Genomic DNA, 18,505 nt, shown 5'->3' on the forward strand with positions numbered 1-18,505 from the left:
ACCGCCGCCCCGGCCAGCGCCCCCCCCCGGCCCTTCCACGGGACCCTGGACGCCCGCCTTGTCAGCGGCGGTGCCGGCCTCGGCCTCGGCTGCGGCTCCCTGGCCGCCCCGCCCCGGCCGCCCCGGCGCGGTCCGGCCGCGCTCGCCGACCGGGTCGTCCGCAGGATCGTCCGCCGGCTGCTCGGCGCCTGCCGGGGCCACTCCGCCGAGCTGGAGCGCTCGGTCGCGGGCTGGGCCTCCGAGCAGGCCAGGGCGGTCGACTACGGCCTGCGGATCGCCGCCCAGGAGCAGGTCGGCCTGGCCTACGCGGGCTGGGACCGGCTGCTCACCCGGGTCGCGCTGCCCGCCTGGCGGCTCGGCCGCCACCCGGCCCACCTCAACGCCGGCGTGGTCGCCGCGCTCACGGAGCTGTCCCGGCGCGACCGGCTGGCCGACGGCTACGGCAGCCGGCTCGGCGACCGCCCCGCCTGCGACCTGCTGGAGGAGCCCGGCACCGTCGACCGCGCGGTCTCCCGGCTCGCCGCCGAACTGTTCTTCGGCAGCCCGGCGGCCGGCAGCTGGCACGAGCTGGAGTGGGCCGACTACCCGGCCGAGGTGGTGGACGCCGGCTGGCGGGCGGGCGCCACCGCCCTGCAGACCGCGCTGGACCGGCTCGCCCCGCAGTCCCGCCCCGGCGCCCCGACCCTCACCCGGCTGCTGGGCCGGCTCGCCGAGGGCGACGGCGAGCTGCTGGCCGCCGCGCTCGCCGCCCGGCTGGCCCGCACCACCGCCCCGGCCCCGCTGCTCGAACCCGACCGCAGCGGCCGCGACCTGCTGGTCGACCACGTCACCGCGATGGTCTGCTGCGCCGCCGTGGACACCGCCGGCGGCACCCCCGGCCTGGACTGGCTGGACGGCCCGGTGCTGCTGCTCGGCGGGGTGCGCCGCACCGACCTGGCCGGCCCGGTCGCCCAGGCCGTCGAACAGGGCCAGGACGGCCCGCTGCGCGCCTGGCTCGACGCCGCCGACGTCCGTCTCGAGAAACCCGTCCGCCTCTGACGCCCCGGGCGTCCCAGGAGGGCGCTCGGCGCCCCGGCGCGCGCCCCCAAACCGGTCGGCCGCCGGGCGTCTTCGCAGGCCGGAGGCCCTGCCCGGGAGGCGCGCGAGATTCCCCGCACCAATTGCTACCGGAGGGTGACGCTGCGGCAGCACTCTGTGGTGTATTAGACCGCACGCACATCCGGGGGGCACGTGCCAACCGGGCCCTCGGGAGCCGAAGGGCGCGCCGGCGTCGAGAGCGACGAGCGGGCGCAGCGAGCGATGGGGTCCCTCCCGGCCGGAGGCCGGGGGCGAGCGCCGGAGCGAGGAACGTCGACACCGGGCCGGGAGCGCCCGGAGGCGACCGAGGAGTCACGCAAGTGCACCTGGGAGGGGCGCGTGGGGACCGAACTCAACCGCCGCTGGGAGTCGGGGACGCACGCCTACAGCGTCTCCGACCCCTTCGGCCAGGGCCCGCTGCCCTGGCTGCGCAGCCCGGACCAGTACCACGCCGGAGCGGAGGGCGCCGTCCCCTGGTACGTCTCGGTGGACGCGCCCGGCCAGCAGTCGCTGACCGCCGGGGTCCGCCGGAAGCCGCCGGTCGGCACCCCGCAGGGCGCCAACGACGTGGACCAGCAGATCAAGGGCTTCGCCTCGGCCGGCGTGGTCCGCCCCGGCGGCTCGGTGGACTTCCGGGTCACCGTCAACCCGCCCCGCGAGTTCACCGTGAACGTCTTCCGGATCGGCCACTACGGCGGCGACGGCGCCCGCCACATGACCTCCAGCCCGAACATCGCCGGGCTCGCCCAGCCCGCCCCGCTGGTGGTGGACCGGACGGTCTCCTGCCACCACTGGTGGCACTCCTGGCGGCAGCAGATCCCGGCGCACTGGAAGCCCGGCGCGTACGTCGCCGTGCTGACCACCGCCGACATGCGGCACCGCAGCCACATCCCGTTCACCGTCCGGGACTTCGAGGAGCAGGGGCGCCCCGCCGAACTGCTGCTGGTGCTCCCGGACGTGACCTGGCAGGCGTACAACCTGTTCCCCGAGGACGGCCGCACCGGCGCCAGCCTCTACCACGCCTGGGACGGCCGGGGCTGCCTGGTCGGCGAGCCGGAGGCGGCCGTCACCGTCTCCTTCGACCGCCCGCACGCCACCGCCGGACTGCCGCTGCACGTCGGCCACGCGTACGACTTCATCCGCTGGGCCGAGCGCTACGGCTACGACCTCTCCTACGCCACCGCCACCGACCTGCACGCCGGCCTGGTGGACGCGTCCCGGCACCGGGCGCTGGTCTTCCCCGGCCACGACGAGTACTGGTCCGAGCCGATGCGCCGGGCCGCCGAGCGGGCCCGGGACGGCGGCACCTCGCTGGTGTTCCTCTCCGCCAACACCATGTACTGGCGGGTCGAGCTGACCGCCGCCGCCTCCGGCGAGCCCAACCGGCTGCTCAACTGCCGCAAGCGGCAGAAGGTCGGCCCCGGCAGCCCGGCCGCCGGGGCGCCCGGTGCGGCCAGCGCGCTGTGGCGGGACGCCGGGGAGCCCGAGCAGCACCTGCTCGGGGTGCAGTACTCGGGGCGGGTCGCCGCGCCCGTCCCGCTGGTCGCCCGGCACACCGCGCACTGGCTCTGGGACGGCACCGGCCTGCAGGAGGGCGACGAGCTGCCCGGGCTGGTCGCCGGCGAGGCGGACCGCTACTACCCCAAGGTGGCGCTCCCCGAGCACGTCGAGCGGGTGCTGCTGGCGCACTCGCCGTACCAGGACCTGGCCGGCCGCACCCGCTACCAGGAGACCTCGCTGTACCGGGCGCCCAGCGGCGCGTACGTCTTCGCGGCCGGCACCTTCGCCTGGTCGCCCGCGCTGGGCCGCCCGGGCCTGACCGACGAGCGGATCCAGCGGGCCACCGCCAACCTGCTGGACCGGCTCTGCAAGAACTGAGGCCACCGTCGGGCGGATCGGCGGCCGTGAAAGACTGCGGGAGCAGTGACCTCCCCTTTCGCGGTGCCCCCGCCCGTGAACGACCCCTGAGGACTGAACACCTTGAGCGGATTTGTCACCAAGCCCGAGCCGGTCCAGGTACCCGGCCTGGTCCACCTGCACACCGGCAAGGTGCGCGACCTCTACCGCACCGGGTCGGGTGAGCTGGTCATGGTGGCCAGCGACCGGACGTCCGCGCACGACTGGGTGCTGCCGAACGAGATCCCCGACAAGGGCCGCATCCTCACCCAGCTGTCGCTGTGGTGGTTCGAGCGGATCGCCGACATCGTCCCCAACCACGTGATCTCCACCGAGGTCCCGGCCGGTGCCCCGGCCGACTGGAAGGGCCGCACGCTGGTCTGCCGCAGCCTGGAGATGATCCCGGTCGAAGCGGTCGCCCGCGGCTACCTGGCCGGCTCCGGCCTGACCGAGTACGAGGAGAGCCGGACGGTCTGCGGCATCGCGCTGCCCGAGGGCCTGGTGAACAGCTCCGAGCTGCCCGCCCCGATCTACACCCCGGCGCTCAAGGCCGAGGTCGGCGAGCACGACGAGAACGTCTCCTACGAGGAGACCGCCCGCCGGATCGGCGCCGAGCTGGCCGCCCAGCTGCGCCGCACCACCCTGGACGTCTACGCCCGGGCCCGGGACATCGCCCGCGAGCGCGGCATCATCCTGGCCGACACCAAGTTCGAGTTCGGCCTGCTGGACGGCGAGCTGGTGATCGGCGACGAGGTGCTCACCCCGGACTCCTCCCGCTACTGGCCCGCCGACCAGTGGCAGCCGGGCCACTCGCAGCCGTCCTTCGACAAGCAGCTGATCCGCGACTGGCTGGTCTCCCCGGACTCCGGCTGGGACCGCTACAGCGAGCAGCCGCCGCCGGCGCTGCCGGCCGAGGTGGTCGAGCGGACCCGGGCCAAGTACATCGAGGTGTACGAGCGGCTGACCGGCACCACCTGGCAGTAGTCCCGTGTTCGCCCGCGGGCAGCGGCTCAGATCCAGCCGTGCTCGCGGGCGATCCGCACCGCCGCGTGGCGGTTCTCCGCGCCCAGCTTGGTGGCCGCCGAGGACAGGTAGTTGCGCACGGTGCCCTGGGAGAGCGAGGCCCGCTCGGCGATCTCGGCGACCGGGGTGCCGTCGGCGGCCAGCTCCAGGACGTCCGTCTCGCGCGGGGTCAGCGGGGTCTCGCCGGCGCTGATCGCGTCCGCCGCCAGCTCCGGGTCCACGTACCGCCCGCCGGAGCGCACGGTGCGGATGATGCCGGCCAGGTCCGCCGCCGAGACGGTCTTCGGCAGGAAGCCGCGCACCCCGACCTCCAGCGCCCGCTTCAGGTAGCCCGGGCGGCCGTGGCCGGTGACGATCATGCAGCGGCAGTCCGGCAGCTGCAGGCGCAGCTGGGCGGCCACCTCGATGCCGTCCTTGCCCGGCATCTGGAGGTCCAGCACCGCGACGTCCGGGCGGTGCGTCTGCGCCATCGCCAGCGCCTCCGGGCCGGAGCCGGCCTGGGCGACCACCTCGATGTCGTCCTCCAGCGAGAGCAGCGCGGCCAGCGCGCCCCGGATCAGGTGCTCGTCGTCGGCGAGCAGGACGCGGACGGGTGCGGGGTTCTCGGTCATCGGGCAGGGCCTTCCTCGGGCACTCGGGGCGCTCAGCCGGGCAGCGGGACGGTGGCGAGCATCCGGAAGACGCCCGCCCCGGCGGGCGGCACGGTCAGCTCGCCGTCGTGGGCGGCGAGCCGCTCGCGCAGTCCGCGCAGCCCGGTGCCGCTGCCCTGGGAGGGGAACGGGACGTCGGGCACCCCGTCATTCTCCAGCTCCAGCACGGCCCGTCCGTCCTCGGTCCGCAGCCGGATCAGGCAGCGTCCGGCCTCGCTGTGCCGCAGCACGTTGGTGGTGGCCTCGCGGATCACCCAGCCGAACACCGACTGGACCGGGGCCGGCAGTTCGTCGGCGTGCTCGCCGAGGTCGATCTCGCAGGCGACGTCGGCCGAACGCAGCACCGCCCGGGCGCCGATCGCCTCGGCGTGCAGGTCGGCGGTGCGGTAGCCGCGGATGACGTCCCGGACCTCGCGCTGCGACTCCTGGGCGATCTTCTGCACCTCGGCCATCTGGTCGGCGGCCTCGGTACGCCCCCGGCGGGCGAGCTGGACGGCGAGTTCGCTCTTCAGCGCGATGGTGGTGAGGTTGCGGCCCATCACGTCGTGCAGGTCGCGGGAGAAGCGCAGCCGCTCCTCGGCGACGGCCAGTCGGGACTGCGCCTCGCGGGCGGCGTCCAGCTCCCAGACGATCGAGGTCAGCCAGGCGAAGCTGCGGCAGCTGGAGCCGATGAAGGCCATGCCGATGGTCAGCCCGGTCAGGTAGCCGGTGACGCTCGCGACGTCGAGCCCGGCCAGCACGGCGGGCGGCAGGACGCCCGCCAGCATGCCCAGGCCGGTGAGGGCGGCGGAGCGCGGGGACAGCCCGACGCACACCGGGCCGAAGGAGAACAGCACCAGGCTGCTGACGACGAACAGGGTGAAGGGCAGCCGGCCCGGGGTATCGGCCCCGTCGGCGGGGCCGAACAGCAGGACGACCCACGACCCGGCCACCGCGAGCCCGACCGTGAGGACGATCCAGAGCCGCTGGTCGTGGCTGCGGCCGAGGTAGTGGTCGAGCGTGGTGCGGTAGGCCCGCAGCAGCACCAGGGTGGTGGCGAGGCCGATCAGCACGGAGACCCGGATCGCCGGGAGGTTCCCGGCCTCGGTGACGGCGGTCCCGGCGGAGATCAGGACGCTGGGCAGCAGGAAGAGCGCCATCAGGTAGAGCGACCAGCGCAGGTACAGCTCGGTGCGCCGGGGTTTGCTCAGGTCCGTCCAGCTGCGCAGCGGTGACCGCATTCCCAATTCTTCCGCCCCCGTTCGATCACGATCTTGTCGGTGTCTTCCTATCAGAGGCACCGAAGGCGCTCATCCATGGGATGAGCGCCTTCGGCGGGGTGGTGCCCTTCGGGTCAGCGGCGCGGCTCCCAGCGGAAGTAGCGCACCGCGCCCCAGACCGCGAGGCCCAGCCAGATCGTCCCGGTGACCAGGTGCGAGCCGGCCGCGCCCCAGCTGCCGAGGAAGTCCGTCGCGGGGGCCGAGCCGTCGGTGCCGAACCAGCCGACGCGGATCAGCTGGAAGGCGGGGGTGGTCGGCAGCAGGCGGCAGACGTCGGCCACCTGGGCCGGCATGACCTCCAGCGGGATGAACAGGCCGGAGCCGAGCTGCATCACCAGCATGACCGGCAGGGTGGTGATGCCGGCGCTCTCCACGGTCCTGGTGAAGGCGCTGGACAGCGCGGCCAGGGCGATCATGGTGCCCAGCGCCAGCACCAGGCCGACCAGCATCAGCAGCGGGTTGACCGGCACCGCCAGGTGCAGGCCGAGGCTGCCGCCGATCCCGATCAGGGCGGACATCAGCAGGCCGAGCGTGAGCGAGGGGACGGCGGTGCCGAGCAGGATCTCGATGTCCCGGGCCTCGCCGGTGCGCAGCCGCTTGAGGACCAGCTCACCGCGCCGCCCGACGTACGCGGCGGTCAGGTTGTAGTACACGACGAAGGCCAGGATCATCCCGACCGAGCCGTAGACCAACAGCGAGTCGACGTCCAGGCCGGGGTTGGACTCGGCCTGCTTCGACAGCGTGCCCTGGAGGGTGACGATCAGCACCAGCGGCAGCAGCAGGGCGGTGAACAGGGCCGTGCGGTTGCGCAGCAGCAGGGTGGCCTCGGCCCGGCCGAGGGCGAGCAGCCGGCGGACGGTGGTGCTCTGCGGGCCGGTGGCGGTGGCGGTGGCCGTGGCGGTGGCCGTGGCGGCGGTGGTCATCGGGCGGATCCGATCAGGCGGCGGCGGGCGGGACGGGCGGCGGCGGGCGCCTGCGGGGGGTTCTGGTGGGCGGCCTCGGAGGCGATCGCGAGGAAGGCCTCCTCCAGCGAGGCGCTGCGGGCGTCCAGGGCGCCGAGCGCGATGCCGTGGTGCCGGGCCCAGCCGAGCAGGTCGGTGAGGGTGTCCTGGAGCTCGACGGTCTGCACGGTGACCTTGCCGCCGTCGACGGTGAGCTCGGCCCCGGTCAGGACGGGCAGCGCGGTTCCGGTGAACGCGGGCAGCTCGAAGGAGATCCGGGAGGGCCGGCCGGCGATCACCTCGGCGACGGTGCCGGAGGTGACGACCTGGCCGCCGTGCATGATGGCCAGCCGGTCGGCCAGTTCCTCGGCCTCCTCCAGGTAGTGCGTGGTGAGCAGCACCGTGGTGCCCTGGGCGCGCAGCTCGCGGACCAGCCGCCAGACGGAGGCGCGCGCCTCCGGGTCGAGGCCGGTGCTGGGCTCGTCCAGGAAGAGCACCTCGGGGCGGCCGAGCAGGGCCATCGCGAGGTCGAGCCGGCGCTTCTCGCCGCCGGACAGCTGCTTGACCCGGACCTTCTCGCGGTGGCCGAGGCCGACCAGCTCCAGCGCCTCGGCCACCGGGCGGGCGCCGCTGGTCATCCCGGCCCAGGCGCGGCCGGTCTCGGCGGCGGTGAGCTCGCCGGGGAAGCCGCCCTCCTGGAGCATGATGCCGATCCGCGGGCGGACGGCGGCGCGCTCCGTGAACGGGTCCCGGCCGAGCACCCGGACGGTGCCGCCGGTCGGTGCGGCCAGGCCCTCGATGACCTCCATGGTGGAGGTCTTGCCGGCCCCGTTGGTGCCGAGCAGGGCGAACAGCTCGCCGCGGCGCACGGTCAGGTCGACGCCGCGCACGGCGTGGTACCCGGAGGTGCCGCCGCCGTGGTGGCGGTGCAGGTCGGTGACCTCGATCACGTCGTCGCTGGGGCGGGAGGGCCGGCTCGTTTCCATGCCTCAAGCCTTCCGCCGGCCGGCCCGCGCGGGCAGTGCGCGCTGTCATGACATCGCGGTGGGGACGCACGGGTCGGCGATGACAAATGTCATGGCCGATATCGACGGAGTCCGGGGCAGTGGAGGGGAATGCCGAAGGGCCCCCTCGTTCGAGGGGGCCCTTCGGATCGGAGCGGACGACGAGATTCGAACTCGCGACCCTCACCTTGGCAAGGTGATGCTCTACCAACTGAGCCACGTCCGCAGGTCAAACTATTGAGTTGTGCTGTGCTCGCGCACTGCGAGCGGACGACGAGATTCGAACTCGCGACCCTCACCTTGGCAAGGTGATGCTCTACCAACTGAGCCACGTCCGCGCGGTGCCTGGTGGGGCACCCGCCGCCTCTTCGGATCTCTCCGTTGCGGCGACGAGGAATACTCTACAGCATCTTTCGGGGTGGTCGCCCCACCCTTTCGGTCCGGGCGGGCGGGGCGACCGGGAGCGGGCTCCCGCGGGGCTCAGTTCGCCTCGGCGAACGCCTCGTACACGTGCTTGGGGATGCGGCCGCGGGCCGGCAGTTCCATCCCGCGGGACAGGGCCCAGGCGCGGACGGCGGCCGGGTCCGGGGTCAGGGCGGTGCGACGGAAGGACTTTCCGGTGCGGCTCTGGCGGCGGCCGGCGGCGACGAACGGAGCGAGGGCCTCCCGCAGCTTTTCCGCGTTGTCCACGGACAGGTCGATCTCGTACGACTTCCCGTCGACGCCGAAGTGGACGGTTTCCGCGGCGGCGCCGCCGTCCAGGTCGTCGGAGAGCGTGACAACTACACGCTGTGCCATGGGTGTCAATCCTCTCGGGCAATTCGGCCGCCGGTCCGAGGGGGTACCGGAGCCTGATGTGCACCAACTCGCGCAAGCGCGTACGGGCGGGCCGGACGGCTCGCCTGATACGCAGCACTTGCCGCGACAGGTGGCCCTATTCTGCACCCGAAGGGGGCCGAAATCGAAGAGTCCGGCATTCTTTTCCGGATATTCACGACTCTTCGCGGGACTCCGGGATACCGGTGTGCGGGACGGGCGGATCTGTCCCCAAGTGCCGTATTCGGGTGTTCTCCGGGCGGTGCCGTTCCGGGGGCCGAATCCGGGGAAACCGGGCGGCCCGGCCCGGCGGTGGGGCGCCCGGATCCCTTGCGGCGTAAGGGTCTCGGGTCTACGCGCGTCGCTATCCCCGGCCAGCAATCCTGCCCGAAACCACCGGTAGTCTGGAGTTCCCCCGCCTCACCGAAGACACCACCGGGAGTGCCAGTGGCACGCGTCGTAGTCGACGTCATGCTCAAGCCGGAGATCCTCGACCCCCAGGGACAGGCGGTGCAGCGTGCACTGCCCCGTCTCGGATTCACCGGGATCGCCGACGTCCGCCAGGGCAAGCGTTTCGAGCTGGATGTGGAGGGCCCGGTCGACGACGCGGCGCTCGCCCGTATCCGCGAAGCCGCCGAGACCTTTCTCGCCAACACCGTGATCGAGGACTTCACCGTCCGGGTCGAGGAGGAGGGCAAGTGACCACCCGCGTCGGCGTCGTCACTTTCCCCGGCTCGCTCGACGACCGCGACGCCCAGCGGGCGGTCCGCCTCGCCGGCGCCGAGCCGGTCGCCCTCTGGCACCGTGACAAGGATCTCCACCAGGTCGACGCCGTCGTCCTGCCGGGCGGATTCAGTTACGGCGACTATCTGCGCTGCGGTGCGATCTCCCGGTTCTCGCCGGTGATGGAGACCGTCATCGAGCAGGCGAAGCTCGGAATGCCGGTGCTCGGTATCTGCAACGGCTTCCAGGTGCTCTGCGAATCGCACCTGCTGCCGGGTGCGCTCACCCGGAACGACTCGCTGCACTTCATCTGCCGCGACCAGAAGCTGCGCATCGAGAACGCCGGCACCGCCTGGACCCGGGATTACTCGGCGGGCCAGGAAATCGTCGTCCCGCTGAAGAACGGCGAGGGCCGCTTCGTCGCCGAGGAGCGGGTGCTGGACGAACTGGAGGCGGAGGGCCGGGTGGTCGCCCGTTACCTGGACGTCAACCCCAACGGTTCGTACCGCGACATCGCCGGCATCACCAACGCCGCCGGCAATGTCGTCGGCCTGATGCCGCACCCGGAGCACGCCGTGGAGTCGCTCACCGGTCCGACCACCGAGGGCCTGGGCTTCTTCACTTCCGTCCTGAAGCAGCTGGTGAACGCCTGATGAGCCTCGACACCGTCAAGAACGCCGAGCAGACCCCGGACGCCGCCCAGCCCTGGGCCGAACTCGGCCTCAAGGAGGACGAGTACGCGCGCATCCGGGAGATCCTCGGCCGCCGCCCGACCGGCGCCGAGCTCGCCATGTACTCGGTCATGTGGTCGGAGCACTGTTCGTACAAGAGCAGCAAGGTCCACCTGAAGCAGTTCGGCGACAAGAAGCCGGATTCGGACGCGATGCTCGTCGGCATCGGCGAGAACGCCGGCGTCGTCGACGTCGGCCAGGGGTACGCGGTCACCTTCAAGGTCGAGTCGCACAACCACCCCTCGTACATCGAGCCCTACCAGGGCGCGGCCACCGGCATCGGCGGCATCGTGCGCGACATCCTGGCGATGGGCGCCCGCCCGGTCGCCGTGATGGACCCGCTGCGCTTCGGTGCGGCCGACCACCCGGACACCCGGCGCGTGCTGCCCGGGATCGTCGCGGGCATCGGCGGCTACGGCAACTGCCTGGGCCTGCCGAACATCGGCGGCGAGGTCGTCTTCGACTCCTGCTACCAGGGCAACCCGCTGGTCAACGCGCTCTGCGTGGGCGTCATGAAGCACGAGGACATCCACCTCGCGCAGGCCTCCGGCGCCGGCAACAAGGTCATCCTGTACGGCGCCCGCACCGGTGGCGACGGCATCGGCGGCGTCTCGGTGCTCGCCTCCGAGACCTTCGACGACACCAAGCCGGCCAAGCGCCCGGCCGTCCAGGTCGGCGACCCGTTCCAGGAGAAGCTCCTGATCGAGTGCACCCTGGAGATCTTCCGGGAGAAGCTCGTCAAGGGCATCCAGGACCTCGGCGGCGCCGGCCTGTCCTGCGCCACCAGCGAGCTGGCCTCGGCCGGCTCCGGCGGCATGCGGATCGAGCTCGACACCGTGCACCTGCGCGACCACACGCTCTCGCCGGAGGAGATCCTCATGAGCGAGTCGCAGGAGCGCATGTGCGCGATCGTGGAGCCCGACAAGGTCGACCGCTTCCTGGAGATCTGCGAGAAGTGGGACGTCATCGCCAACGTCATCGGTGAGGTGACCGACGGCGAGCGCCTGGAGATCTTCTGGCACGGCGAGCTCGTGGTGGACGTCCCGCCGCGCACCGTCGCCCACGAGGGCCCGACCTACCAGCGCCCGTACGCCCGCCCGAGCTGGCAGGACGCGCTGCAGGCCGACGCCCCGACCGCCGAGCGGCTGGCCCGCCCGACCACCGGCGAGGGCCTCAAGGCCGACCTGCTGAAGGTCGCGAGCCACCCGAACCAGGCCTCCAAGTCCTGGATCACCGACCAGTACGACCGCTACGTGCTCGGCAACACCGTGCTCTCGCACGGCGAGGACTCCGGCATGATCCGGATCGACGACGAGACCAACCTCGGCGTCTCGGTCGCCACCGACGGCAACGGCCGCTTCGCCAAGCTGGACCCGTACACCGGCGCCCAGCTGGCCCTGGCCGAGGCGTACCGCAACGTCGCGGCCGGCGGTGCCAAGCCGCTCGCGGTCTCCGACTGCCTCAACTTCGGCTCCCCCGAGGACCCGGACGTGATGTGGCAGTTCGCCGAGGCCACCCGCGGCCTGGCCGACGCCTGCCTGGTGCTCGGCACCCCGGTCACCGGCGGCAACGTCTCGCTGTACAACCAGACCGGCGACGTCGCCATCCACCCGACCCCGGTGGTCGCGGTGCTCGGCGTCATCGACGACGTCACCCGGCGCACCCCGCTGGCCTTCGCCGAGGAGGGGCAGCTGCTCTACCTGCTCGGCGACACCGAGGACGAGCTCGGCGGCTCGGCCTGGTCGCAGGCCGTCCACGACCACCTCGGCGGCCTGCCGCCCAAGGTGGACCTGGAGCGCGAGCGGCTGCTCGGCGAGATCCTGATCGCCGCCTCGCGCGACGGCATGATCGACGCCGCGCACGACCTGTCCGACGGCGGTCTCGGCCAGGCGCTGGTGGAGAGCTGCCTCAAGGGCGGCCACGGTGCGCGGATCGTCGTGCCCGAGGGCCAGGACCCCTTCGTCCTGCTGTTCTCGGAGTCGGCCGGCCGCGCCGTCGTGGCGGTGCCGCGCAGCGAGGAGCTGCGGTTCAACGACATGTGCACCGCGCGCGGCCTGCCGGCCACCCGGATCGGTGTCGTGGACGGCGACAGCCTGGACGTCCAGGGCCAGTTCAGCGTTTCGCTGGCGGAGCTGAAGGACGCCCACACCGGTGTCATCGAGGCCCTGCTGGGCTGATCGGCGATTCCCGAGGGGCGGTCGGTTCTCTGGTGAACTGTCCGCCCCTCGGCGTATGTTGACGCCCATGCCTGCCAAGTCCCGTACGTATCAGCCGCAGAAGGTGAGCGCCGCGCTGGTGGCGCAGAGCGAGGCGTTGCGCGAGGTCGTGCACCGCCTGACCGATTCCGACCTGGAGCGGCCGACCCGGCTCGGCTCCTGGCGGGTGCGAGAGCTGGTGGTCCACGTGAGCCTGGCGCTGAGCCAGCTGCTGCCGGTGCTGGACGCGCCGGAGGCGGACGGGCCGGCGCTTCCGCTGGCCGACTACGCGGCGCTGGCCGGGACGATGGCCGAGTTCGTCGACACCGTGACCACGGAGAAGGCGGCGGCCGGGTTCGCCGGCCCGGCCGCGGAGGTGGCCGCCGCGTTCGACCGGGCGCTCGACGCCGTGCGGGTGGTGCTCGACAAGCTGGAGGCGGAGCCGGACCGGCGGGTCACCTTCCTGACCGGCCACCCGATGCTGCTGACCGACTACCTGGTGAGCCGGCTGGTCGAGGCCGTGGTGCACGCCGACGACCTGGCCGACGCCCTGGGCCTGGAGGACTTCCCGCACGACCGCCAGGCCGTCGCCGCCGTCTCCCGGATGCTGGCCGACGCCCTCGCCGGGCAGGTGCCCGGCGGCGCGGTCGAGCTGCGGGTGCCGCCGTACGCGGTCGTCCAGGCCGTGCCGGGGCCGAAGCACACCCGGGGCACCCCGCCCAACGTGGTGGAGACCGACCCGCTGACCTGGATCCGGCTGGCCACCGGCCGGGTGGACTGGGCGGCGGCGGTGGAGGCGGCCGAGGTGTCCGCCTCGGGCGAGCGGAGCGACCTGCGGGCGTACCTGCCGGTGCTGCGGTAACACCGGCCTCGACGGGGCCTCAGCGCAGCTGGGCGGCCAGCGCCTCGGTGGTCTTGCGCAGCGGTTCGCCGGTCAGGGCCGGGTCCAGCTCGGCGCTGTCGCGGTCCTGGTAGAGCAGCAGGGCGAGGTCGCCCTCGCCCTTGAGCGCCACCCGGGCGAGCGCCGCCCCGCCCGTGCCGGGGAGCAGCTTGGTCTGCCCGGGCCGCGGCTGGTCGGTGGAGATCTGCTGGAGCTGGTCCACCTCGGCGTTCGCGGCGCGCTGGATGCTCGGCAGGATCAGATTGACGACCACCCCCGGCTGGGTGGTGGCCGTCAGCTCGGCCTTCAGCCTGGTCCCGCCGTCCACCTGCCAGGCGCAGCTGACGGAGGCGTGCGGGGGGCGGGCCGGGACCGACGGCAGCTCCGGCGGGTGGCTGACGATGGACGGCCAGGGCTGCGGCGGCGCGCCGGAACCGATGTCGCCGTCCACGGCTCGGCCGTCCCCGCCGTCGGGGGTGGCCGTGCCGGGTATCCCGGCCGCGGTGAGCGCCTTGCCGAGGTCCAGGCCGAACGGGCAGATGTCCTGGGCGCCCTGGGCGGCCCGGTTCTGCCGGAGCTTCTCGGCGGTCGAGCGGATGCCGTCGTACGAGAGCGCGCCCGCTCCGGGGGCGCTCCCGACCGAGGAGGTGCAGGCGGCCGCGCCGAGCAGAGCCGCGACGGCGGCGAACAGGGCGGTGCGGCTTCGGTGTTGGGCGGTCGTCATGGTCGCAGACTAGGGCACCGCCGTCCCGGCCGGTCGGCGATCGGGTCTCGACTTCGTTGCGGCCGGGACGCCTGGCCTCAGGGCACGGACGGCCGGGACACCCGGCCTCAGGGCACGGACGGCCCGCTGAGGTACACGCCCTGCGCCGAGTACGGCCAGGCGTTGGGCGTGCAGCCCTTGAGGCCGTAGATCTGCTGCATCATCGCGGGCGCGGGCTTGCCCTCGCCCGGGCAGCCCTCGTGCCCGTGGCCGATCCGGTGGCCCACCTCGTGGTTGACGATCAGCGCCCGGTACTCGTCCAGGGGGCCGCTGAACTGCGGTGAACCGGTGTTCCAGCGCTTGGAGTTGACGAGCACCTGGTTGCCGACGTTGCAGTTGACCTCGCCGTGGGTGTCCAGGCCGGAGGCGCCGCAGATCCGGTCCACGGTGGCCGGTGAGGCGATCTTCACGGTGAAGTCGTACGGGCCGGTGGCGACCAGCTGGAAGCCGTTCCGGTGGTCGCCGGTCCAGCCGCGCTTGTCGCCGAGGATGCCGTGGATCTGCGCCGCGGCGGTCGGGGAGTCGATGCCGATGCCGTCCTCGACCTCGACCCGGTAACGGCGCACGGTGCCCTGCCCGACCGCCTTGGCCGTGGCGGGGGCGACGGTGAAGGTGCCCGCGCCCCGGGTGGGGCCGGGGTCCGGCCCGGTGGGTGCGGGCGGCGGCGGGGTCTGCGCGGGCGGCGGGGTGTCGGCCGGCGCCGGGGCGGGCGCCGGGGGAGGGGTCTGCTCCGGCGCCGGGCCGGCCGGGCCGGTCTGCTCGGCCGGCGGGGCGACCCTCGCCTGGGTGGTCGGGGCGGCGGCCGGGGTCCCGGCGGGGCGGGTCAGCATGAGCGCGGTGGCACCCAGCACCAGGACGGAGAGCACCAGTGCCGTGAGCATGCCAAGACCGGGTCTGCGCCGCGGTCGGCGGCGTCGGCGACCGCCCTTCCGGGGCGGTGCGGTGCGCCTGCCGACGGATCGGGCTGCGGACATGATCTTCACAGTGGCACGGCGAACGGGTGAATGTCCACAGACCTGGTGTGCGGCCGCGACGTGTCGGGAGCGGTGGACCGGCCGGGACGCCGGTTGACCCCTGCGTCTCGGATGGCAGACTTCAGGGCATGGCGATTCACAGGAACCTTCTCGACGGTCCCGAACCGACCCTCCTCCCGGAGGAGGAGCGGCCCTACCGGATGCTGGCGGAGGAGTCGGCCTCCCCGACCCAGGTCGCGGCCGAGTTCCCGGCCTTCTGCCTGGCCTGGGCGATGCTGGCCGACGACGCCTACGCGGCCGGCCGGTACGTCGAGTCGTACGCCTACGCCCGTACCGGCTACCACCGTGGCCTGGACGCGCTGCGGCGCAACGGCTGGAAGGGCCACGGGCCGGTGCCGTGGGAGCACCGCGGCAACCGCGGCTTCCTGCGCTGCCTGGCGGCGCTCGCCCGGGCGGCCGGCGCGATCAAGGAGACCGAGGAGGAGGCCCGCTGCTGGCAGTTCCTGAAGGACAGCAGCGCGGAGGCGTACGCGGAGCTCAAGCAGTAGACACCCCCCGACGTGCGGGTGCCCCCGGCGGTCTCCGCCGGGGGCACCCGTTTTTCGCGTCCGCGCTTCACGTCCGCGCTTCACGCCTGTGCTTCACGCCCGGTCTCGGGCCCGGAGCGCGGGCCTCACTTCAGGCGCTTGCCCGCCGAACGCAGCTGCTCGGCGGCCTCGACCACGCGGGCGGCCATGCCGGCCTCGGCCAGCTTGCCCCAGGTGCGCGGGTCGTAGGTGTTCTTCTTGCCGACCTCGCCGTCGACCTTCAGCACGCCGTCGTAGTTGGCGAACATGTGGCCGGCCACCGGGCGGGTGAAGGCGTACTGGGTGTCGGTGTCCAGGTTCATCTTCACGACGCCGTTCTCCAGCGCGGTGGCGATCTCCTCGGCGGTCGAGCCCGAGCCGCCGTGGAAGACGAAGTCGAACGGGTCGGTCTTGCCGTACTGCTTGCCGATCGCGTCCTGGAGCTCGCGCAGCAGCTCCGGCTTCAGCACGACGTTGCCCGGCTTGTACACGCCGTGCACGTTGCCGAAGGAGGCGGCCAGCAGGTAGCGGCCCTTCTCGCCCAGGCCCAGCGCCTCGGCGGTGCGCACCGCGTCGTTGACGGTGGTGTACAGCTCGTCGTTGATCTCGTGGGTGACGCCGTCCTCCTCGCCACCGGTCGGGGTGATCTCGACCTCGAGGATGATCTTGGCGGCGGCGGCCTGGGCCAGCAGCTCCTGGGCGATGGCCAGGTTGTCGGAGAGGGTCTCGGCCGAGCCGTCCCACATGTGCGACTGGAACAGCGGGTTCTCGCCCTTGGCCACGCGCTCGGCGGAGACCGCCAGCAGCGGGCGGACGTAGCCGTCCAGCTTGTCCTTCGGGCAGTGGTCGGTGTGCAGCGCGACGGTGATGTCGTACTTGGCGGCGACGATGTGGGCGAACTCGGCGAGCGCGACGGCGCCGGTCACCATGTCCTTGTTGTGCTGGCCGCCCAGGAACTCCGCGCCACCGGTCGAGATCTGGATGATGCCGTCGCTCTCGGCCTCGGCGAAACCACGCAGCGCGGCGTGCAGGGTCTGCGACGACGTGACGTTGATGGCCGGGTAGGCGAACTTGCCCGCCTTGGCCCGGTCCAGCATCTCGTTGTAGACCTCGGGAGTTGCGATGGGCATGCGATCCGCTCCTGTCGGGTTGCGGCGTACGGACGGTGCTGTCCGACGCTGTGTACGCCTTCGTGACGACTCCGTGCCGGCCCGCCGACGCGCGGCGTTGCGGTGTGGCTCTCCGGCACGTTCGAGGCGACCTCCGCGGTACGGCCATGAGGGTGGTGTGCCGTTGCGGACCGGACGCCTGTGCCATCTTCCCAGACTCGTGCCCGCAGGTCAGCAGGAGCCCGCCATGCGGAACGGCGCACGGCCCGGGCGCACGGCGGGCCCCGGGCGGCCCCGGCGGGGGCCGGGAGCGGTCCCGGCCGGGCACCGTCGGCCCGGGAGGCCCCCGTCGTCGGCAAGGTTCGCCCGCTATCCTGCGCCCGTGGACTACAACCAGCTGGCCGTCAACCTGCTCGACGCCAAATCCCTGATCTCGTCCCTCGGCGCCATCGGGCTGATCGCGATCATCTTCGCGGAGACCGGCCTGCTGGTCGGCTTCTTCTTCCCGGGCGACTCGCTGCTGATCCTCGCGGGCGTCGCCGCCTCGAACGCCGCCTCCTCGGTGCTCGGCGACGGCGCCAAGCTGCCGATCGCCGTCCTGCTGATCGGCTGCCCGATCGCGGCGATCGCCGGCGCCCAGCTCGGGCACCTGATCGGCGCCAAGGTCGGGCCGAAGATGTTCGACAAGCCGGATTCGAAGATCTTCCGCCGCGAGTACGTGGTGAAGGCGGAGGAGTACTTCAACAAGTTCGGCTCCGGCAAGGCCGTGGTGCTGGCCCGCTTCATGCCGATCGTCCGCACCTTCCTGAACCCGGTGGCCGGCACGCTGGAGATGCCCGCCCGGACCTTCTTCGTCTGGAACGTGGTCGGCGGCGTGCTGTGGACCGAGTCCATGCTGCTGATCGGCTACTTCTTCGGTGACGCGCTCGCCCCGGTGATCGACAAGTACCTGATCCCGGCGGTGCTGCTGATCGTCCTGCTGTCGATCTCGCCGATCCTGATCGAGGTCGTGCGCGAGCGGAAGAAGAAGCGGGCCGGCGGCGTCGAGGCCGTCGAGGACAGCCAGGTCCAGGCCGGCGGCGGCCGGCACCGGCGGGGCTGAGCGCCCGGCGCTCCGGACACGGCGAGGGCCGGTGCTGTTTCACGTGAAACAGCACCGGCCCTCGGTCGTTCGTGGCGCCCGTCGTCGCGCCGGTCGTCGTACCGGGCGTCGCGGCGGACGTGGTGGCGGTGGGGGCTCAGAGACCCAGGTCGTCCAGGGTGTACGCGGTCACGTACTCCAGGCCCTGGGCCTCGACGGCGGCCGCGCCGCCGCGCTCCACGATCACCGCGACGCCGACCACCTCGGCGCCCGCCTCGCGCAGGGCCTCCACGGCGGTCAGCACCGAGCCGCCGGTGGTGGAGGTGTCCTCGACGGCCAGCACCCGGCGGCCCTTGACGTCCGGGCCCTCGATCCGGCGCTGGAGGCCGTGCGCCTTGCCGGTCTTGCGGACCACGAAGGCGTCCAGCTGCTGCCCGCGCGCGGCGGCGGCGTGCAGCATCGAGGCGGCCACCGGGTCGGCGCCCAGGGTCAGACCGCCGACGGCGTCGTACTCCAGGTGCGAGGTCGCGTCCAGCATCACCCGGCCGACCAGCGGGGCGGCCACGCCGTCCAGCGTGATCCGGCGCAGGTCGACGTAGTAGTCGGCCTCCTTGCCGGAGGAGAGGGTGACCTTGCCGTGCACGACGGCCTTGTCCTTGATCTGTGCCAGCAGGGCGTCGCGGTCGTTGCTCATGAGCGTTCAGTCTAGGGCCTGTCTTCACACTCCCGTCGTTCGCCCGGAGGGCGGGCGGGGCGGCGTTGGGGTGCGTGCATCGCAAGGCGGAGGAGGGAGCCACTGCGGAGCATTGGCGACCGA

At 73.0% G+C, this 18,505-nt stretch carries 17 protein-coding genes, 2 tRNA genes and 1 pseudogene; 9 read left to right on the top strand and 11 right to left on the bottom strand.

What is annotated here, in order from left to right; translation table 11 throughout:
• The 3 genes and pseudogenes from ABZW03_RS19960 to ABZW03_RS19970 form a co-directional block, all read left to right on the top strand.
• Window positions 1-1,038 (top strand): annotated as a pseudogene (locus tag ABZW03_RS19960) (hypothetical protein); the annotation flags it as partial.
• A gap of 378 nt (window positions 1,039-1,416) precedes the next feature.
• Window positions 1,417-2,955, top strand: coding sequence for a N,N-dimethylformamidase beta subunit family domain-containing protein (locus ABZW03_RS19965; RefSeq protein WP_355259691.1), 1,539 nt, complete (start codon window positions 1,417-1,419; stop codon window positions 2,953-2,955).
• A gap of 102 nt (window positions 2,956-3,057) precedes the next feature.
• Window positions 3,058-3,957 carry a phosphoribosylaminoimidazolesuccinocarboxamide synthase gene (locus ABZW03_RS19970; protein WP_355259694.1) on the top strand — a complete coding sequence of 300 codons (900 nt, stop codon included), beginning with the start codon at window positions 3,058-3,060 and terminating at the stop codon, window positions 3,955-3,957.
• Window positions 3,958-3,983: 26 nt separating this feature from the next.
• Here the strand turns inward: ABZW03_RS19970 and ABZW03_RS19975 are convergent, their stop codons facing one another.
• The 7 genes from ABZW03_RS19975 to ABZW03_RS20005 form a co-directional block, all read right to left on the bottom strand.
• Window positions 3,984-4,607 carry a response regulator transcription factor gene (locus ABZW03_RS19975; RefSeq protein WP_355259696.1) on the bottom strand — a complete coding sequence of 208 codons (624 nt, stop codon included), beginning with the start codon at window positions 4,605-4,607 and terminating at the stop codon, window positions 3,984-3,986.
• Window positions 4,608-4,639: 32 nt separating this feature from the next.
• On the bottom strand, window positions 4,640-5,866 hold the full coding sequence (locus ABZW03_RS19980; RefSeq protein ID WP_355259699.1) for a histidine kinase: 1,227 nt from the start codon (window positions 5,864-5,866) through the stop codon (window positions 4,640-4,642).
• Between the two features lie 113 nt (window positions 5,867-5,979).
• Window positions 5,980-6,828, bottom strand: a complete 849-nt coding sequence (locus tag ABZW03_RS19985) for an ABC transporter permease (RefSeq protein ID WP_355259702.1) — start codon at window positions 6,826-6,828, stop codon at window positions 5,980-5,982.
• Complete coding sequence (locus ABZW03_RS19990) at window positions 6,825-7,832, bottom strand: ABC transporter ATP-binding protein (protein ID WP_355259705.1); 1,008 nt, start codon at window positions 7,830-7,832, stop codon at window positions 6,825-6,827. Before ABZW03_RS19990 ends, ABZW03_RS19985 begins: the two co-directional genes overlap by 4 nt.
• Window positions 7,833-8,003: 171 nt before the next feature.
• A tRNA-Gly gene (locus tag ABZW03_RS19995) sits at window positions 8,004-8,076 on the bottom strand.
• Between the two features lie 39 nt (window positions 8,077-8,115).
• Window positions 8,116-8,188, bottom strand: a tRNA-Gly gene (locus tag ABZW03_RS20000).
• 142 nt (window positions 8,189-8,330) lie between these two features.
• On the bottom strand, window positions 8,331-8,648 hold the full coding sequence (locus ABZW03_RS20005; protein ID WP_030056585.1) for an Lsr2 family protein: 318 nt from the start codon (window positions 8,646-8,648) through the stop codon (window positions 8,331-8,333).
• A gap of 465 nt (window positions 8,649-9,113) precedes the next feature.
• Here ABZW03_RS20005 and purS point away from each other — a divergent pair, with 465 nt between their 5' ends.
• From purS to ABZW03_RS20025, 4 genes are all read left to right on the top strand, one after another.
• On the top strand, window positions 9,114-9,368 hold the full coding sequence (gene purS, locus ABZW03_RS20010) for a phosphoribosylformylglycinamidine synthase subunit PurS (protein ID WP_049654013.1): 255 nt from the start codon (window positions 9,114-9,116) through the stop codon (window positions 9,366-9,368).
• Complete coding sequence (purQ, locus tag ABZW03_RS20015) at window positions 9,365-10,042, top strand: phosphoribosylformylglycinamidine synthase subunit PurQ (protein ID WP_355259708.1); 678 nt, start codon at window positions 9,365-9,367, stop codon at window positions 10,040-10,042. The genes purS and purQ overlap by 4 nt, the downstream gene beginning before the upstream one ends.
• Window positions 10,042-12,297, top strand: a complete 2,256-nt coding sequence (purL, locus tag ABZW03_RS20020) for a phosphoribosylformylglycinamidine synthase subunit PurL (protein ID WP_355259711.1) — start codon at window positions 10,042-10,044, stop codon at window positions 12,295-12,297. Before purQ ends, purL begins: the two co-directional genes overlap by 1 nt.
• Before the next feature lie 67 nt (window positions 12,298-12,364).
• Window positions 12,365-13,177, top strand: coding sequence for a sterol carrier family protein (locus ABZW03_RS20025; RefSeq protein ID WP_355259714.1), 813 nt, complete (start codon window positions 12,365-12,367; stop codon window positions 13,175-13,177).
• A gap of 19 nt (window positions 13,178-13,196) precedes the next feature.
• Here ABZW03_RS20025 and ABZW03_RS20030 read toward each other — a convergent pair whose 3' ends face one another.
• The gene (locus tag ABZW03_RS20030; protein WP_355259717.1) at window positions 13,197-13,919 is read right to left on the bottom strand and encodes a hypothetical protein; all 723 of its coding nucleotides are present in this window, start codon (window positions 13,917-13,919) and stop codon (window positions 13,197-13,199) included.
• Between the two features lie 107 nt (window positions 13,920-14,026).
• Window positions 14,027-14,839, bottom strand: coding sequence for a DUF3152 domain-containing protein (locus ABZW03_RS20035; protein ID WP_355259720.1), 813 nt, complete (start codon window positions 14,837-14,839; stop codon window positions 14,027-14,029).
• A 221-nt stretch (window positions 14,840-15,060) separates the two neighbouring features.
• Between ABZW03_RS20035 and ABZW03_RS20040 the strand changes: the two genes are divergently transcribed.
• The gene (locus ABZW03_RS20040; RefSeq protein WP_224284780.1) at window positions 15,061-15,480 is read left to right on the top strand and encodes a DUF3151 domain-containing protein; all 420 of its coding nucleotides are present in this window, start codon (window positions 15,061-15,063) and stop codon (window positions 15,478-15,480) included.
• Between the two features lie 125 nt (window positions 15,481-15,605).
• Here ABZW03_RS20040 and fbaA read toward each other — a convergent pair whose 3' ends face one another.
• Window positions 15,606-16,628 (bottom strand): class II fructose-bisphosphate aldolase, encoded by a 1,023-nt coding sequence (fbaA, locus tag ABZW03_RS20045; RefSeq protein WP_350519636.1) that lies wholly within the window; start codon window positions 16,626-16,628, stop codon window positions 15,606-15,608.
• Window positions 16,629-16,989: 361 nt separating this feature from the next.
• On the opposite strand from fbaA, the gene ABZW03_RS20050 reads away from it, so the two are divergent.
• Entirely contained in the window at window positions 16,990-17,709 is a 720-nt protein-coding gene (locus ABZW03_RS20050) for a VTT domain-containing protein (RefSeq protein ID WP_355259724.1), read from the top strand.
• Window positions 17,710-17,845: 136 nt separating this feature from the next.
• Here the strand turns inward: ABZW03_RS20050 and pyrE are convergent, their stop codons facing one another.
• Window positions 17,846-18,382, bottom strand: coding sequence for an orotate phosphoribosyltransferase (gene pyrE / locus ABZW03_RS20055; RefSeq protein WP_355259727.1), 537 nt, complete (start codon window positions 18,380-18,382; stop codon window positions 17,846-17,848).
• Window positions 18,383-18,505: the final 123 nt, after the last annotated feature.

The sequence above is a fragment of the Kitasatospora sp. NPDC004799 genome (genome assembly GCF_040609095.1).
Classification (GTDB): domain Bacteria; phylum Actinomycetota; class Actinomycetes; order Streptomycetales; family Streptomycetaceae; genus Kitasatospora.